Source organism: Pseudoroseicyclus sp. H15, from assembly GCF_054353345.1.
In genome coordinates this window covers 46,549-62,135 of the sequence record NZ_JBTHJE010000005.1, presented here as the reverse complement: position 1 = coordinate 62,135, position 15,587 = coordinate 46,549, and the positions used below count along the sequence as shown (strand labels likewise).

The window sequence follows — 15,587 nt, the reverse complement described above, 5'->3', positions numbered from 1 at the left end:
CCGGGCCAGTCTCCCCGGCCGGGTGTTGGGCGACGCACAGATTTGGCCTCTTGCCCCTACAGAAAACGTTGCAAAATCGTTCCGCTCTAAGACAGCTTTACTACTCTTATGTTCTTTTCCAGCTTCTTTTGTACTTCCATCAGCTCAACCTCAGAGTCAGACTCAACAACGAAGTAGACGGTTTCTTCGGGGTAGGGCCCGAATTCTTCGTATCCACAATCGTCATTCATGACATCAACCACGAGGCTGCCACGCTTAAAATGAATTAGATAATCAGAAATAAAAGTATGGACTCCTACGAGGGGCAACTCAAGAAAACCGAAGAATTCTAGAAGGCGTTTCTCGCGGTCAACGCTTTCCAAGGCGCTTTCAAAATATCCTACGCCATTCGCGTCTGGATCGACCGGGGCTGCGAAAGTAATTTTTGGCATCATTCGCTTTCTAGATGCGAGGGAGATCCTGCGAAAGCTGTACTAGACCGCTATAATTTCGGTTTCACAATGCGGCAGACTGGCTGGTCGCCCTCAGGCGGCGCGCCAGCCGAGGCCAGCCTCGGCCTTGCCAGAGGGGCGGTAATTGCCCGTGACCCAACCGGAAAAGCCGCTCTCTGCCAGCTGGGCGAAGAAGGCGGGATAGTCGATCTCGCCGCCCGACGGTTCCGTCCAGTCGGGGTAGCTCGCCACCCGCACATGGCCGACGAGATGGCCGAAGCGCTCCCAGGCGCCCGCCACATCGCCGGTCATCTCGTGCACATGCCAGGCGTCGAAGACGAGGCCGAACCGCTCTGTCCCCGCCTCTTCCACGATTTCCGCCGCAAGGCCGAGATCGGTGAGAAAGGCGCCGGGATGGGCCTTGGCCGAGACGGGGCGGAGCAGCAGCCGCGCCTCGCTAGGCGCGCCGGCCGCATGGGCGAGATTGCTCTTCAGCGTCGCCAGCGCCGCCGGCCCCTCGGCATCGCCGGCCATCAGGATCAGGTTGCGGGCGCCCAGCGCCTTCACGTAGCGCAGCGAGCGGCGCAGATCGCCGCGAAAGCGCACCTCGAGGTCCGGCACCGCGGCAAAGCCCCGATTGCCGCCGGTGTAGTTCGGCGGCGGGCAGGTGATCGCGCTCACGGTCAGGCTGTGCTCGTGCAACGCCTCGGCCAGCTCAGGCACGGAGGTTTCGTAGGGGTCGGCGATTTCAACGGCGGAAAAGCCGGCCTCGGCGGCGCGGGCGGCGCCCTCAACGAGGCTCAGTCCCGGCCAAAGTGCCGGAAGGCTGGCAGCGAAGCTTAGCATCAAAGGCGCCTTTCATCGGGCCGGTCTGCCTGGCGATCCGCCTGCGACACCCCGCCAGACCATTGGTGGCTATACGAATATTTTACGCCCGGCAACGCTCGCAAAGCCGCACCCCCCGATGTCGGCGGGTTTTCACACGTCGAGTTCGGAGGCCTCGATGATGGGAAAGAACTTGCCGCCAGAGGCCAGGCCGAACCACAGCACCCCGCCCTCTTCACGCCGCTCGCCGATGTCGACCAGCCGGTAGAAGCTCTTGCGGTCGATCAGCGCCCAGAGATCGGCGCGGATATGCACGTAAGGGCTCGGCTCGCCCGATTCGGCGTCGCGCAGAACGCGGATCTCGTGCTCCGGCCCCGCCAGCGCCCGGTCACCCACGTTGGTGACGAAGGTCAGCCCCTCGGGGCCCTTCTCGAAATCGACGGCGACGAAGGGCGCGTCATCGACCTGGATACGCACCTTCTCCACCGGGGTGACGAGGAAATACTCCTCGCCGTCCTTGCGCAGGATGGTGGAAAACAGACGCACCAGTTCCGGCCGGCCGATGGGCGTGCCGAGGTAGAACCACGTGCCGTCGCGGGCGATGCGCATGTCGAGATCGCCGCAGAACGGCGGGTTCCACTTGTGCACCGGCGGCAATCCGCGCTGGGCCGCGGCGCGTGCCGCGCCCGCCAGACGCTCGGCGCCGCCAGTCAAACCGCCGCCGTCACCCCCATCTCGCTCTATTGTGTTGGCCATGGGATTTGCGCCTCTTATCGGATTGCTGGCAGGGTAGCAGCGTGACAGGCAGGGCCAAGGGAGAATGATATGTCGGGCGACGAAGATCTGGTGAGTGCGATCGAGAGCCTCGGGTCGCGCCTGGGCGAGGCCCGCACGGCCATTGCCCGGCGCTTCATTGGGCAGGAGCGGGTGGTCGACCTCTCGCTCGCCGCGCTCGTCTGCGGCGGCCATGCGCTGCTCGTCGGCCTGCCCGGCCTCGGCAAGACGCGGCTGGTCGATACGCTCGCCACCGTCATGGGTCTGCAGCCCGGCCGCATCCAGTTCACGCCCGACCTGATGCCGGCAGACATCCTCGGTTCCGAAGTGCTGGAGACGGGGGCCGACGGCGCCCGCAGCTTCCGCTTCATCGAAGGGCCGATCTTCTGCCAGCTGCTGATGGCCGACGAGATCAACCGCGCCAGCCCCCGCACACAATCCGCCCTTCTGCAGGCCATGCAGGAGCGCGAGGTCACCATCGCCGGCGCGCACCACGCGCTGGGCAAGCCCTTCCACGTGCTCGCCACGCAGAACCCGATCGAGCAGGAGGGCACCTATCCGCTCCCCGAGGCCCAGCTCGACCGGTTCCTCATGCAGATCGACGTGCCCTATCCGACGCGGGCAACCGAGGCCGACATCCTGCTCGCCACCACCGGCGCCGCCGAAGGCGAGACGCATGAGGTCTTCTCCGCCGCCGAGCTGATCGACGCGCAGAAGCTGCTGCGGCGGATGCCGGTGGGCGAGGGCATCGTCGAGATGATCCTCGATCTGGTGCGCGCCTGCCGCCCCGGCGAGCCCGAGGCGCCCGATTACATCACCCAGTCGCTCTCCTGGGGCCCCGGCCCGCGCGCCGCGCAGGCGCTGATGCTGGCCGTGCGCGCCGAGGCGCTCATCAATGGCCGCCTCGCTCCCTCGGCCGAGGATGTCGCCCGCCTCGCGCCGCCGATCCTGAAGCACCGCATGGCGCTGGGCTTCGCCGCCCGCGCCCGCGGCGAGAGCCTCGACGCCATCATCACCCGCGTCACCGAAGACGTCACGCGGATCGGCCGCGCCGCGTGAGCCCCGCCCCCGCCTCCAGCCAGAATGCCGCCGGCCTGCGCAGCGCGGCAGAGGCTCTGGCCGCGCCGCTGCCGCCGCTGCTTGCCAGCGCCGAGCAGCTTGCGGCTTCGGTGGCGCTCGGCCAGCACGGGCGGCGCCGGGCGGGGATCGGCGACACGTTCTGGCAATACCGCCCGAGCCATCAAAGCGACGCCAGCCACCGCATCGACTGGCGCCGCTCCGGCAAGACCGACCAGACCTTCGTGCAGGACAAGGAATGGCAGATCGCGCAATCGGTCGCTCTCTGGGTCGACCGCTCCGCCGCGATGCGCCACGCCTCCTCCGAGAAGCTGCCGCAAAAGGCCGAGCGCGCCCGCCTGCTGGCCCTCGCCCTCTCCGCCCTGCTCATCCGCGGCGGCGAGCGCGTTGGCCTCACCGGCACGGGGGCCGAGGGCCAGGGCCTGCCGCCCCGCCCCGGCGAGACGCAGCTCACCCGCCTCGCTGCAGCGCTGACGGGCGAGGATGCCGCCGATTACGGCCTGCCCGGCCGCGAGGGCCTGCCCGCCCATTCGCGCGCCGTCTTCCTCTCCGATTTCCTCGGCGATCCCGCCCCGTTCGAGGCCGCGCTCTCCCGCGCCGCCGATCAGGGCATCCGCGGCGCCGTGCTGCAGGTGCTCGACCCCGAGGAAGAGAGCTTCCCCTTCCGCGGCCGCACCATCTTCGAAAGCGGCGCCGGCTCGCTCCGCCATGAGACGCTCAAGGCCGATGCGCTCCGCCAGCGCTACCTCGACCGTCTCGCCGAGCGGAAAGACCGTATCGCCGAGCTCGCCCGCCTCTCCGGCTGGCTTTTCACCACGCATGTCACCTCCGAGCCGGCGGCGCCCGCCCTCCTCTGGCTCTACACCGCGCTCGACCAGAGGTCCTGAGATGAGCCGCCCCCTCGCCCGCGCCTGCCGCCGCCCCCGGCGCGCTGCCCCCCTCCCCTCGCTTTTCTGCAAATATCCCGGGGTCCGGGGCAGGGCCCCGGGTCTCTCCACCCCTAGCGCCGCCCGGTCTGCTCGATGACCCTTCTCGGCCCCTTGGGCTTCACGGCCCCCTGGCTCCTGCTCGCCCTGGTCCTGCTGCCGGTGCTCTGGCTGATCCTGCGCGCCATCCCGCCCGCGCCGGTGCGCCGGCGCTTCCCGGCGGTGGCGCTGCTCCTCGGCCTCGGCGATGACGAAAGCCAGTCCGACCGGACACCGTGGTGGCTGCTGCTCCTGCGCCTTCTGGCCCTCGGCCTTGTCATTCTCGGTTTCGCCGGCCCGGTGCTGAACCCCTCCGAGCGGGTCGCCGGCGACGGCCCGCTGCTGATCCTCGCCGACGCGAGCTGGGCGGATGCGCCCGACTGGCCGGCGCGCAGCGACCGCATCGAGGCGCTGATCGACGAGGCCGGCCGCCTCGGCCGGCCCGTGGCGCTGGTTCCCCTCACCGAGCCGCCCGCAGAGGCGCCGGTCTTCTCGCCGGCCGAGGCGATCCAGCAATCGCTGCCCGGCGTGCAGCCTCGCCCGTGGGAGCCGCAGGACGACGCCCTGGTCGCCTTTGCCGATACGCTGGAAGGCAGCTTCGAGACCTACTGGCTCTCCGACGGGCTGGATCGCACCAGCCGTGCCCCCCTCCTCGCCGCCTTGCAAAGCCACGGCCCCGTCACGGTGTTCCAGACGCCGCGCTCCATCGTCGCGCTCCGCCCGCTGGCGGCGGAGAATGGCGAGGTGGTGCTGCGCGCCACACGCACGCCGGTGGGGCCCGAGCTGCAGGTCGCCGCCGCTGCCATCGGGCTCGACCCGGCCGGGCTGGAGCGCCCGCTGCAGGAGACCACGCTCGACTTTGCCCCCGGCGAGGCCGATTCCGAGGTGCGGCTAGATCTGCCGCCAGAGCTGCGCAACCGCCTGACCCGCGCCGAGCTGCCGGGCCGCCGCTCCGCCGGCGCCGTGCAGCTGACGGGCGATGCCCTCCGCCGCCGCGAGATCGCCCTGCTCGACGGTGGCTCCTCCGGCGAGCTGCCCGAGCTGCTGTCGCCGCTGCATTACCTGCACGAGGCGCTCGAGCCTTCAGCCGACCTCATCGAGGGCACGCTCGGCGACATCGTGCTCGCCAATCCCGATGCCATTGTCCTCGCCGACGTCGCCGAGATCTCGCCCGAAGAAAGCACCGCGCTCGTGGAGTGGGTGGAAAACGGCGGCCTGCTGCTGCGCTTCGCCGGTCCCCGCGTGGCCGCTGCCGACACACCCATCGGCGAGGACGACCCGCTGATGCCCGTGCGCCTGCGCGCCGGTGGCCGCTCAGTCGGCGGCGCGATGAGCTGGGGCGAGCCGAAAACGCTCGCCGCCTTCGAGCCGGGCTCGCCCTTCTTCGGCCTGCCGGTGCCCGAGGATGTGCAGGTCCGCGCCCAGGTGCTGGCCCAGCCCGGGCCGGACCTCACCCCCCGCGTCATCGCCGAGCTGACCGACGGCACCCCCCTCGTCACCCGCAAAGAGCTGGGGGCGGGGCAGGTGATCCTGTTCCACGTCACCGCCAATGCTGAATGGTCCACCCTGCCCCTCTCGGGCCTTTTCGTGCAGATGCTGGAGCGGCTGGCGCTGACCGCCGGCGCCCCCGGCGAGCAAGCCGAGGCGCTGGAAGGCACCATCTGGCAGCCCGAGCAGCTGATCGACGCTTTCGGTCGCCTGGAGCCGGCGGATGACATGCCGGGCGTCCCCGGCGCCCGCCTCGCCGCCGGTTTGCCCGGCCCGCAACTTCTGCCCGGCCTCTACACCTCCGGTGACCGGGCGATGGCGATCAATGTGGGCCGCGACGACACCAGTCTCGCCCCGGCGACCTGGCCAGCTGACGTTCCGGTAGAGGGGCTGGCGACCCGCGAAGAGATGCCGCTGCAGGGCCTGCTTCTCGCAGTTGCGCTCGGCTTGCTGCTCCTCGACCTGCTCGCCTCACTTTCCCTCACCGGGCGGCTGCGCAGCGGGCGCGGCGCCGCGGCGGCGGTGCTGGCTCTGGGGATCGTTCTCGCCGCGGCGGTGCAGCCCGGCGCCGCCCGCGCGCAGGACGACAGCTCCGCCCCGCTCAGCGAGGGCGATGCCTTCGCCGAGGCCGCAACCTCTGAAGTGGTGCTGGCGCATGTGCTGACCGGAGACGAGACGGTCGACGAGCTGGCCGAGGCCGGCCTGCTCGGCCTCTCCACCACGCTTTTCGCCCGCACCTCCATCGAGCCCGGCCCGCCCATGGGCGTAAATATCGAGCGCGACGAACTCGCCTTCTTCCCGCTGCTCTACTGGCCGGTGACCGCCGACATGGCGCTGCCCTCCCCCGCCGCCTACGACAAGCTCAACCGCTACCTGCGCGGCGGCGGCATGATCGTCTTCGATACGCGCGACGCCGATCTCGGCACCTTCGGCGGCGGCACGCCCGAGGGGCGGATGCTGCAGGCGCTGGCCCGCCCGCTCGACATCCCGCCGCTGGAGCCGCTGCCGGCGGACCATGTGCTCACCCGCAGCTTCTACCTGCTGCAGGATTTCCCAGGCCGCTTCGCCAGCCACGACATCTGGGTCGAGGCCAGTCCGCCCGGCGCCGAGCAGCTGGAGGGGATGCCCTTCCGCAACCTCAACGATGGGGTGACGCCGGTGGTGATCGGCGGCAACGACTGGGCGGCGGCCTGGGCGGTGGATCAGAACGGCGGCCCGCTTCTGCCCATCGGGCGGGGGATGAGCGGCGACCGCCAGCGTGAGCTGGCGCTGCGCTTCGGCGTGAATCTGGTGATGCATGTGCTGACCGGCAACTACAAATCCGACCAGGTGCATGTGCCGGCACTGCTTGAAAGGCTTGGCGATTGACCGGAGAGATCATCTTTGACCCCCTCCTGCCGTGGCTCTTCGTCTGGATCGCCGCCGGCCTGGGCCTGCTGACCTTTGCCATCTCGCTCTGGCGGCGCCAGCGCGGCGCCTGGATGCGCGGCCTCGCGGCAGCTGTACTGGTGCTCGCCCTCTCCGGCCCTTCGCTGCAGGAGGAGGAGCGGCAGGCCCTCTCCGACATCGTCATCGCGGTGGTGGATGAGAGCGCCAGCCAGCGCATCGCCACGCGCCCAGATCAGACAGAGGAGGCGCTGGAGCATCTCCGCCGGGCCGTCGAGGCGCGGGCGAACACGGAGCTGCGCGTAGTGACCGTGGGCGACGGGGCCGAGGATTCCGGCACACTGCTGATGACGGGACTCACCGAGGCCATCGCCGAAGAGCCGATGGGCCGCATCGCCGGCATCGTCCTGCTCTCCGACGGGCGGCTGCACGACCTGGCCAACGCCCCCGCCACCCTGCCCGCGCCCTCGCACCTGCTGCTGACCGGCGAGCCGGGCGATTGGGACAGGCGGCTGGTGGTGAAGAATGCGCCCGACTTTGCCATCCTCGGCGAACAAGTCTCGCTCACCCTACGTCTGGAAGATCAGGGCGACGCGCCCAACCCCGGCGAGGCCATTCCGCTCTCCATCGCCATCGACGGCGGCGCGCCGCTGGAATTCGAGGTGCCCGCGGGGCAGGATGTCGAGCTGCCGATCACCCTGCCCCATGGCGGGATGAACGTGCTGCAATTCTCCACCCCCGTGGTCGATGGAGAGCTGACGGGCCGCAACAACGCCGCCGTCGTGCAGATCAACGGCGTGCGTGACCGGCTGCGGGTGCTGCTCGTCTCTGGCGAGCCGCATGCCGGCGAGCGCACCTGGCGGAACCTGCTGAAGGCCGACGCTGCGGTGGATCTGGTGCATTTCACCATCCTCCGCCCGCCGGAAAAACAGGACGGCGTGCCGGTCGACGAGCTGTCGCTGATCGCCTTCCCCACGCGAGAGCTGTTCCTGGAGAAGATCGACGATTTCGACCTGATCGTCTTCGACCGCTACTCGCGCCGGGGCATCCTGCCTTCTGACTATTTCGAGAACATCGCCCGCTATGTGCGCGGCGGTGGCGCGGTGCTGGTCGCATCCGGCCCTGAATATGCCGGGGTCGCCTCGATCTACCGCTCGCCGCTCGGCTTCGCACTGCCCGGTAACCCCACAGCGCGTCTGGTGGAGGCGCCCTTCGCGCCGACGCTCACCGCGCCTGGCCTGCGCCACCCCGTCACCGCCGCGCTCGACGGCGCCAACCCGGATGTGGAGACCGCGCCGGACTGGGGCCGCTGGTTCCGCCAGGTCGAGGTCGACCCGGTGCCCGAGGCCGAGGTGGTGATGGAAGGCGCCGACGGGCTGCCGCTGCTGGTGCTCAACCGCGTGGGCGAGGGCCGCGTGGCGCTGCTCGCCTCTGACCAGGCCTGGCTATGGGACCGCGGCTACGAGGGCGGCGGCCCGCAGCAGGAGCTGCTGCGCCGCCTCGCCCACTGGCTGATGAAGGAGCCCGAGCTGGAGGAGGAGAGCCTCTGGGCCGAGCCCCAGGGCCAGACCATGCGCATCATCCGCCGCACCATGGACGAAGAGACACAGCCTGTCACCGTGACCGGCCCGGACGGGTCGGAGAGCGTGGTGGCGCTGGAGGAGGTCTCCCCCGGTCGGTTCGAGGCGCTGTGGCAGGCGCCCGAGATGGGCCTCTATCGCCTGACCGATGGCGAGGAAGAAACCGTCATCGCGGTCGGCCCGGCCGCGCCGCGCGAATTCGAGGAGACCATCGCTTCGGGCGATCTGCTGGAGCCGACTCTGGCGTCCACCGGCGGCGCCGTGGTGCCGATCTCGGAGGGGCTGCCCAGCCTGCGCGAGGTGCGCGAAGGCCGCCCCGCCGCCGGGCGCGGCTGGATCGGCATCACCCCGCGCGGCGCCTACCGCGCGACCGATATCACCATCGCCCCGCTGCTGCCGGCCTGGACCTTCCTGCTGCTGGCCGCCGCGCTCATCCTCGCCGCCTGGATCCGTGAGGGGCGGCGCTGACCGCAACGAAGCGGAGCGCCGGAGGCGCATTTCCTTTGGTGCGGTGGGGGCGCTGCCCCCACACCCCCGGAGTATTTTGAAGAAAGCGAGGGACAGGATGGACGCGCCGATTGTTGCCGTGCTGGCCTTGGTGGTTCGCGAGGCCGAGGTGCTGCTCGTCCGCCGGGCCAACCCGCCCGACGCGGGGATGTGGGGATTCGCTGGCGGGAAGGTTGAGTTCGGTGAGACCTTGCGTGCCGCCGCCGAGCGGGAGCTGATGGAAGAAACCGGAGTTACCGGCCGCGCCGGCGAAGTGCTGACGGCTTTGGAGGCCTGGGACAGGGAGGGCGGCGCGCTTCGGCGCCACTATGTGATGGTGGCGCTGCGCTGCACTTACGTCGCCGGCACACCGGTCGCCGCAGATGATGCGCTCGAGGCAGCCTGGGTGCCGCTGGACCGGCTGGAGACGCTGGACCTCAGCGAAGACGTGGCACAGCTGGCCCATGCGGCGGCCGGGCTGGACACCAGATAGCAAAAAGGGCGCACCGGCTAAGGCGCGCCCTTCTCTATGTCAGTCGGAGGAGAGGCCTCAGTGCAGCTTCTGCTCCACCGTGCCGATCGAATCGTCGATCAGCTTGCTGCCTTCGCTGTGGCCGACATGATCGGCGATCACGTCGCGCGCAGCCGCCACGGCCAGGGTGACGGCGCTGTTGCGCACGTCGCGGATGGCAGCGGCGCGGGCGCCTTCGATCTGCTCCTGGGCGCTGGCGAGCTTGCGGCTCACCGACTCGGAGATCTGACTCTTCGAGGCATCGGCGGCATCGGTCGCCTCTTTGCGGGCATTGGCGACGATGCGCTCGGCCTGCGCCTCGACTTCCTTGTGCTTGCGCTCGTAGGAGGCCAGCAGCGCCTGGGCCTCTTCGCGCAGGGCGCGGGCCTCTTCCAGCTCGCCCTTGATGCTCTCGGACCGGGCGTCGAGCATCTTGGTGAGCATCCGCGGCACGCGGAAGTAGAGCAGGATCCCGATGAAGACGATGAACGCCAGCAGCACGATGAAGTCGGTGTTGTAGAGCGACAGGAATGTGTCGTGCCCGCCGTCGGTGACTTCGGACTCTTCGATCACCTCCTGCGCGAAGGCAGGCGCGGCGGTGACGAGCGAGGCGAGAGCGATACTCAGCTTGCGCATGGCTTACCCTTTCACACGGGCGTCGACGGCGGCATCGGCTTTGGCCGGGTCCGCGCCTACACCGAAGGCGGCGACGATCTCGCGCGCCGTGTCGCGGGCCACCTCGGCCGCGGCCGTCTTGGCCTCGGCACGGATCGCTTCAATCTCCTTGGCGCCTTCGGCGGCGCGGGCGGAGATCTCGGCATCGGCCTTGGCCAGCTCGGCGTCGAGCTCGGCCTGGATCTCAGCGCGCGTCTCTTCGGCGATGCGGTTCGCCTCGGCGCGGGCATCGGCCAGAGCCTTCTCGTAGGAGGCTTCCGCCTCCTTGGCCTTGGCTTTCAGCTCTTCGGCGGAGGCGAGATCCTTGGTGATCGTCCCGGCCCGTTCCGCCAGCACCGAGCCGATGCGCGGCAGGGCAATGCGCGACAGAACGAAGTAGATGACGAGCAGCGTGATCGCCAGCCAGAAGATCTGGTTCGGGAAGGTCGCGAAATCGAGCTGAGGCATACCCGCCTCGGCCGCATGCGCGACGGTCTCGCCTTCAAGATGGCCAGGGTCGCCGAGTTCGTTCAGACCGCCCTCGACATGTTCGCCGGGCTCGTGGTCGATCGCCTCGTCGATGATGTCTTCTTCCATGTCCGCCTCCGAAAGGATGTTCGGGCCGGGTGCCCTTCAGGCGCCCGGCCCCGTCAAGGAGTGACCAAACGGTCTTAGACGGCGAACATCAGCAGCAGGGCGACGAGGAAGGCGAAGATGCCAAGCGCTTCGGCGAAGGCGATGCCGATGAAGAGCGTGGCGGTCTGCGACGCGGCAGCCGAGGGGTTGCGCAGGGCGCCGGCGAGGAAGTTGCCAGCAACGTGGCCCACACCGATGGCGGCCGTACCGGAACCGATGGCAGCGAGGCCGGCACCGATGAGCTGGCCCATTTCTGCGATATTGCCTTCCATGATCTTACTCCTTGAGGATGGAATGGATGTGTTCGGTCGAGAGAACTGCTCCGGCCCTTAGTGGCCAGGATGCAGGGCGTCTTTCAGATAGACGCACGTGAGAATGGCGAAGACATAGGCCTGGATCGCGGCGACCAGCACCTCGAGGCCGTAGATGGCGGTGATCGCCAGAACCGAGAGCGGCGAGATCAGCGCGATGGCGGCGAAACCGGCGAAGACCTTCATCACCGCGTGGCCGGCCATGATGTTGCCGCCAAGACGAATGGAGTGGCTGACCGGGCGCACGAAATACGAGATCAGCTCGATCACGGCCAAGATCGGGCGCAGCGCCAGCGGCGCCGAGCTCACCCAGAACAGCCCCAGGAAGCCCGCGCCGTTCTTGACGAAGCCGAGGATCGTCACGGTCAGGAACACGGCCAGCGCCAGCACGCCGGTGACGGCGATATGGCTGGTGGTGGCGAAGCTGGTGGGGATCAGGCCAAGCAGGTTGGCGAACAGGATGAAGACGAAGAGCGTCATGATGTAGGGGAAGTAGCGAAGACCATCCTTGCCGGCGACATCCTCGACCATCTTGTAGGTGAAGCCGTAGAGCATCTCGGCGGCCGATTGCACGCGGCTGGGCACCATGGCGCGGCCGCGGGTGCCGACGACGAGCAGCAGCACAATGGCCAGAACCGTCAGCGCCATCCACAGCGTCACGTTGGTCAGCGTGAACCAGCGCACGGGGCCGTCGCCGAACAGCGGCTCGACGATGAACTGGTCAAGCGGGTGAAAGACGAGTTCCCCGTCTGCCGAAGGCTCAGCCATGATCATCCCCCTTCGATGCGGGCGTCTGCCCGCCGTTCCCGATCTCTTTGGCCGTCCGCAGCATGACGTTCACGCCCGCGGCTAGGCCAAGCAATACAAACAGCACCAGAAAGATGGGCATTGTCCCGAACAAGCGGTCGAGCCCGTATCCGATGCCGAAGCCGATCGACAGACCGGCAACAAGTTCGATCACCATGCGCCAGGCCACCTGGCCTTGCGAATAATGCTCTTCCTGATGGGCCTTCTCTGGCGCCTTGCCCGTCACGCGCGCCAGACGATCCTCAAGAGCCTTGAGGCGGTCGGCATCGCTTGGGTTGGGGTCGGCCAATTCAGGGTCCGCATCCGGTTTTCGAGCTTGGTTGCTAGTTTGTGAAAGGGGGTGAGTCAAGCGGCGGGTGCCGGGCGCTAATGCATTGAATAGAAATGATTTACTAATTTCGCGAAGGCACACATGGCCCCGACAGCCGCCCCGGCCACATTCAACCTCTGGGTTGAGGTTTCCCGCCGCCCTGCACTAATGGCGCCATGGCCGCCCCGCTCGACATCGTCTTCGCCGCTCTCGCCGACCCGACACGGCGGGCGATCCTGTCGATGCTGCTGGAAGACGACATGGCCGTCTCCGACGTGGCCGCCCCCTTCGAGATGTCGCTCGCCGCCATCTCCAAGCACCTCGCCGTGCTCGCCGGGGCCGGCCTGATCAGCCAGGAGAAGCGCGGCCGCATCAACTGGTGCAAACTCGAGCCCGACGCGCTGCGCGAGGCCAGCAGCTGGATGGCGGGCTTCGGCCAGATGGAGGGCGTCGACTTCGACGCTTTCGAGCGGTTTCTGGAGCAGGAGCTGGGGCTGCCGCAAGCGGGCGACTAGCGCACGAAGGCGGCCGACATCAGAGCCTTGGTGTACTCGTGCTGGGGCGCGTCGAAGATGGCATCCGCCGTGCCTTCCTCCACCACGTCGCCCTGCTTCATCACCATGATGCGGTGGCTGAGGGCGCGCACGACCTTCAGATCATGGCTGATGAAAAGATAGGCCAGCCCGTGCCGCTGCTGCAGCTCGCGCAGGAGTTCCACGATCTGCGCCTGCACCGACATGTCGAGCGCGGACGTCGGCTCATCCAGCACCATGAGCTGCGGGCGCAGGATCAGCGCCCGGGCCACGGCGATGCGCTGGCGCTGGCCGCCGGAGAATTCGTGGGGGTAGCGGTCCATCGTCGCGGGGTTCAGGCCCACCTCGGCCATGATCTCGGCGACCATCTGGCGCTCGTCCTGCCCACGGTCGACGCCATGCACGCCCAGCCCCTCGGCGATGATCTGCGCCACGGTCATCCGCGGGCTGAGAGAGCCGAACGGGTCCTGGAAGACGATCTGCATCTCTTTGCGATGCGGGCGCATCTGCCGGGGGCTGAGATCGGCGATGTCATTGCCGAGAAAGACGATACGGCCCTCGCAGTCGATCAGCCGCAGGATCGCCAGGGCCAGCGTCGTCTTGCCCGAGCCGCTCTCGCCGACCACGCCCAGCGTCTCGCCGGAGCGGATGGAGAGGTTGGCGTCGTTCACCGCCTTCACATGGCCGACGGTGCGCTTGAGCAGGCCGCGCTGGATGGGGAACCAGATCTTCAGATGCTCGGTGCGCAGGATCTCTTTGGCGCCCTCGGGCACCGGCAGCGGGCGACCCGCCGTCTCGGCCGCCAGTAGCATCTTGGTGTAATCGTGCTGAGGGTTGGTGAAGATCTCCTCCACCGGCCCCGTCTCGACGATCTCGCCGTCTTTCATCACACAGACGCGGTCGGCGATGCGGCGCACGATGCCGAGGTCGTGGGTGATGAAGAGCATCGACATGCCCTCATCGCGCTTCACATCCGCAAGAAGGTCGAGGATCTGCGCCTGAATGGTCACGTCGAGCGCCGTCGTCGGCTCGTCGGCGATCAGCAGGCGCGGGCCGTTGGCGAGCGCCATGGCGATCATCACCCGCTGGCGCTGCCCGCCGGACAGCTGATGGGGGAAGGCGCCGAGCCGCTCTTCGGCATCGCGGATGCCCACCCTCTCCAGCAGGTGGATGATGCGGGCGCGCACGGCGTCGCCGCGCAGGTTCTGGTGCAGCTCGATGGCCTCGCGCAGCTGCTTCTCCAGCGTGTGCAGCGGGTTGAGCGAGGTCATCGGCTCTTGAAAGATGAACGAGATGCCGTTGCCGCGCACATCGCGCAGCATGGCATCCTTCGCCCCCACCATGTCGCGCCCCTCAAAGCGCACATGCCCGCCGACGACGGCATTGTCGCCGAGCAGCTCGACGGTCGAGAGGGCGGTGACGGATTTGCCCGAGCCGCTTTCGCCCACCAGCGCCACTGTCTCGCCCCGCCCGATGGCAAAGCTCACGCCCTTGACCGCCGGGATACGCTGACCATCCTGGCGGAAATCGACCGTGAGGTTGTCGACCTCCAGAACCGCGCCTGTCGTCTCACTCATGCAAAGGTCTTCCGCGGGTCGAAGGCGTCACGCACCCCCTCGAAGATGAAGACCAGTAGGGTCAGCATGATCGCGAAGGTGAAGAAGGCGGTGAAGCCCAGCCAGGGCGCCTGCAGGTTCTGCTTGGCCTGCAACGTCAGCTCGCCCAGCGACGGGGCCGAGCTTGGCAGGCCGAAGCCAAGAAAATCGAGCGCCGCCAGCGAGCCGATGGCGCCGGTGATGATGAAGGGCAGCATGGTGACGGTGGCGACCATGGCATTGGGAAGCATGTGGCGGAACATCACCGTCCAGTTGCTCACGCCCAGCGCCTTGGCGGCACGCACATATTCGAAGTTGCGTGCCCGCAGGAACTCGGCCCGCACCACGCCCACCAGCCCCGGCCAGCCGAAGAGGACGGAGAGGAAGACCAGCAGCCAGAAACTTCGCCCCAATATCGCGAAGACGATGATGATCACGTAGATCGATGGCGTGCCCGTCCAGATCTCGATGATCCGCTGGAAGATCAGGTCGGTCCAGCCGCCGAAGAAGCCCTGCACCGCGCCGGCGATGATGCCGATGATCGAGGTCAGGGCGGTGACGATGATCGCGTAGAAGATCGACAGGCGGAAGCCGTAGATCACCCGGGCCACCACGTCGCGTTTTGTGTCATCTGTGCCCAGCCAGTTGTCGGCAGAGGGCGGCGCGGGGGCGACGCCGCGCACATCGACGATGGTGTCGTATTTGTAGGGGATGATGGGCCAGATCATGCGGCCACGCTCGAAGCCTTCGATATCGACATCGCCGGCAATGGCGGCATCGCGCAGGCCGACGGGGTCGTCGAAGCACTCCACCAATCCGCCGGTGCGGATGAGGCATTGCACCTCGGGGCTGGAATAATTCGCCTCGGTCGGGAAATCGCCGCCGAAATCCTGCTCGGAATAGAACGAGAAGATCGGCATGCGCCATTCGCCACGATACTGCACGGCGATGGGGTGATCGTTGGCGATGAACTCCGCGAAGAGGCTGATCGTGAAGAGCACCGAGAAGATCGCCAGTGACCACAGCGCCCGCCGGTTGCGGCGGAAGTTGCGCCAGCGCCGCTGGTTGAGCGGCGACAGGCGGGCGCGGCGCTGCGGCGGCGGCACGGGCGGCTCGGCACGGCGGATGGTCTCCGATGCGGCCGGCGGCGGCAGGTGGTCGCCAATGGCAAACGGCCCGGCTGCGGCCTGGCGCATCGGCATGTCGTCCGAAATGCGG

At 68.2% G+C, this 15,587-nt stretch carries 16 protein-coding genes; 6 read left to right on the top strand and 10 right to left on the bottom strand.

The genetic code is table 11. The features are described 5' to 3' along the window. Positions 1-86: 86 nt before the first annotated feature. The 3 genes from ACXN5S_RS11010 to ACXN5S_RS11000 all read right to left on the bottom strand — a co-directional run bounded on the left by ACXN5S_RS11010 (position 87) and on the right by ACXN5S_RS11000 (position 2,012). Complete coding sequence (locus ACXN5S_RS11010) at positions 87-434, bottom strand: hypothetical protein (RefSeq protein ID WP_458605481.1); 348 nt, start codon at positions 432-434, stop codon at positions 87-89. Between the two features lie 90 nt (positions 435-524). After that, complete coding sequence (locus ACXN5S_RS11005) at positions 525-1,277, bottom strand: TIM barrel protein (protein WP_458605480.1); 753 nt, start codon at positions 1,275-1,277, stop codon at positions 525-527. 132 nt (positions 1,278-1,409) lie between these two features. Continuing rightward, positions 1,410-2,012 (bottom strand): DUF1285 domain-containing protein, encoded by a 603-nt coding sequence (locus tag ACXN5S_RS11000; protein ID WP_458605479.1) that lies wholly within the window; start codon positions 2,010-2,012, stop codon positions 1,410-1,412. A gap of 69 nt (positions 2,013-2,081) precedes the next feature. Between ACXN5S_RS11000 and ACXN5S_RS10995 the strand changes: the two genes are divergently transcribed. The 5 genes from ACXN5S_RS10995 to ACXN5S_RS10975 all read left to right on the top strand — a co-directional run bounded on the left by ACXN5S_RS10995 (position 2,082) and on the right by ACXN5S_RS10975 (position 9,505). Next, entirely contained in the window at positions 2,082-3,089 is a 1,008-nt protein-coding gene (locus ACXN5S_RS10995; RefSeq protein ID WP_458605478.1) for an AAA family ATPase, read from the top strand. Beyond that, positions 3,086-3,994, top strand: coding sequence for a DUF58 domain-containing protein (locus ACXN5S_RS10990; RefSeq protein ID WP_458605477.1), 909 nt, complete (start codon positions 3,086-3,088; stop codon positions 3,992-3,994). Before ACXN5S_RS10995 ends, ACXN5S_RS10990 begins: the two co-directional genes overlap by 4 nt. A gap of 135 nt (positions 3,995-4,129) precedes the next feature. After that, positions 4,130-6,928: a DUF4159 domain-containing protein gene (locus ACXN5S_RS10985; RefSeq protein WP_458605476.1), complete on the top strand. Its 2,799-nt coding sequence runs from the start codon at positions 4,130-4,132 to the stop codon at positions 6,926-6,928. Beyond that, the gene (locus ACXN5S_RS10980) at positions 6,925-8,994 is read left to right on the top strand and encodes a hypothetical protein (protein ID WP_458605475.1); all 2,070 of its coding nucleotides are present in this window, start codon (positions 6,925-6,927) and stop codon (positions 8,992-8,994) included. The genes ACXN5S_RS10985 and ACXN5S_RS10980 overlap by 4 nt, the downstream gene beginning before the upstream one ends. A 97-nt stretch (positions 8,995-9,091) precedes the next feature. Then, the gene (locus ACXN5S_RS10975) at positions 9,092-9,505 is read left to right on the top strand and encodes an NUDIX hydrolase (RefSeq protein ID WP_458605474.1); all 414 of its coding nucleotides are present in this window, start codon (positions 9,092-9,094) and stop codon (positions 9,503-9,505) included. Positions 9,506-9,562: 57 nt separating this feature from the next. On the opposite strand, the gene ACXN5S_RS10970 is transcribed toward ACXN5S_RS10975, so the two are convergent. The 5 genes from ACXN5S_RS10970 to ACXN5S_RS10950 form a co-directional block, all read right to left on the bottom strand. Then, entirely contained in the window at positions 9,563-10,159 is a 597-nt protein-coding gene (locus ACXN5S_RS10970; RefSeq protein WP_458605473.1) for a F0F1 ATP synthase subunit B, read from the bottom strand. A 3-nt stretch (positions 10,160-10,162) separates the two neighbouring features. After that, positions 10,163-10,774: a F0F1 ATP synthase subunit B' gene (locus tag ACXN5S_RS10965; protein ID WP_458605472.1), complete on the bottom strand. Its 612-nt coding sequence runs from the start codon at positions 10,772-10,774 to the stop codon at positions 10,163-10,165. 74 nt (positions 10,775-10,848) lie between these two features. Beyond that, positions 10,849-11,085, bottom strand: a complete 237-nt coding sequence (locus ACXN5S_RS10960) for a F0F1 ATP synthase subunit C (RefSeq protein ID WP_458605471.1) — start codon at positions 11,083-11,085, stop codon at positions 10,849-10,851. Between the two features lie 57 nt (positions 11,086-11,142). Further along, the gene (locus tag ACXN5S_RS10955) at positions 11,143-11,892 is read right to left on the bottom strand and encodes a F0F1 ATP synthase subunit A (RefSeq protein ID WP_458605470.1); all 750 of its coding nucleotides are present in this window, start codon (positions 11,890-11,892) and stop codon (positions 11,143-11,145) included. After that, entirely contained in the window at positions 11,885-12,220 is a 336-nt protein-coding gene (locus ACXN5S_RS10950; protein WP_458605469.1) for an AtpZ/AtpI family protein, read from the bottom strand. The genes ACXN5S_RS10955 and ACXN5S_RS10950 overlap by 8 nt, the downstream gene beginning before the upstream one ends. 197 nt (positions 12,221-12,417) lie before the next feature. Between ACXN5S_RS10950 and ACXN5S_RS10945 the strand changes: the two genes are divergently transcribed. Further along, positions 12,418-12,756 (top strand): ArsR/SmtB family transcription factor, encoded by a 339-nt coding sequence (locus tag ACXN5S_RS10945; protein WP_458605468.1) that lies wholly within the window; start codon positions 12,418-12,420, stop codon positions 12,754-12,756. On the opposite strand, the gene ACXN5S_RS10940 is transcribed toward ACXN5S_RS10945, so the two are convergent. Both ACXN5S_RS10940 and ACXN5S_RS10935 read right to left on the bottom strand, forming a co-directional pair. Then, on the bottom strand, positions 12,753-14,351 hold the full coding sequence (locus tag ACXN5S_RS10940) for an ABC transporter ATP-binding protein (RefSeq protein WP_458605467.1): 1,599 nt from the start codon (positions 14,349-14,351) through the stop codon (positions 12,753-12,755). The genes ACXN5S_RS10945 and ACXN5S_RS10940 overlap by 4 nt on opposite strands. Further along, positions 14,348-15,565 (bottom strand): ABC transporter permease, encoded by a 1,218-nt coding sequence (locus tag ACXN5S_RS10935; protein ID WP_458606042.1) that lies wholly within the window; start codon positions 15,563-15,565, stop codon positions 14,348-14,350. Before ACXN5S_RS10935 ends, ACXN5S_RS10940 begins: the two co-directional genes overlap by 4 nt. Positions 15,566-15,587 lie beyond the last annotated feature (22 nt).

What these genes read in the sequence shown, in the direction of transcription:
- ACXN5S_RS11010 (WP_458605481.1), bottom strand. Translation starts at nt 434, where the DNA reads ATGATGCCAAAAATTACTTTCGCAGCCCCGGTCGATCCAGACGCGAAT.
- ACXN5S_RS11005 (WP_458605480.1), bottom strand. Translation starts at nt 1,277, where the DNA reads ATGCTAAGCTTCGCTGCCAGCCTTCCGGCACTTTGGCCGGGACTGAGC.
- ACXN5S_RS11000 (WP_458605479.1), bottom strand. Translation starts at nt 2,012, where the DNA reads ATGGCCAACACAATAGAGCGAGATGGGGGTGACGGCGGCGGTTTGACT.
- ACXN5S_RS10995 (WP_458605478.1), top strand. Translation starts at nt 2,082, where the DNA reads ATGTCGGGCGACGAAGATCTGGTGAGTGCGATCGAGAGCCTCGGGTCG.
- ACXN5S_RS10985 (WP_458605476.1), top strand. Translation starts at nt 4,130, where the DNA reads ATGACCCTTCTCGGCCCCTTGGGCTTCACGGCCCCCTGGCTCCTGCTC.
- ACXN5S_RS10975 (WP_458605474.1), top strand. Translation starts at nt 9,092, where the DNA reads ATGGACGCGCCGATTGTTGCCGTGCTGGCCTTGGTGGTTCGCGAGGCC.
- ACXN5S_RS10970 (WP_458605473.1), bottom strand. Translation starts at nt 10,159, where the DNA reads ATGCGCAAGCTGAGTATCGCTCTCGCCTCGCTCGTCACCGCCGCGCCT.
- ACXN5S_RS10965 (WP_458605472.1), bottom strand. Translation starts at nt 10,774, where the DNA reads ATGGAAGAAGACATCATCGACGAGGCGATCGACCACGAGCCCGGCGAA.
- ACXN5S_RS10960 (WP_458605471.1), bottom strand. Translation starts at nt 11,085, where the DNA reads ATGGAAGGCAATATCGCAGAAATGGGCCAGCTCATCGGTGCCGGCCTC.
- ACXN5S_RS10955 (WP_458605470.1), bottom strand. Translation starts at nt 11,892, where the DNA reads ATGGCTGAGCCTTCGGCAGACGGGGAACTCGTCTTTCACCCGCTTGAC.
- ACXN5S_RS10945 (WP_458605468.1), top strand. Translation starts at nt 12,418, where the DNA reads ATGGCCGCCCCGCTCGACATCGTCTTCGCCGCTCTCGCCGACCCGACA.
- ACXN5S_RS10940 (WP_458605467.1), bottom strand. Translation starts at nt 14,351, where the DNA reads ATGAGTGAGACGACAGGCGCGGTTCTGGAGGTCGACAACCTCACGGTC.
- ACXN5S_RS10935 (WP_458606042.1), bottom strand. Translation starts at nt 15,565, where the DNA reads ATGCGCCAGGCCGCAGCCGGGCCGTTTGCCATTGGCGACCACCTGCCG.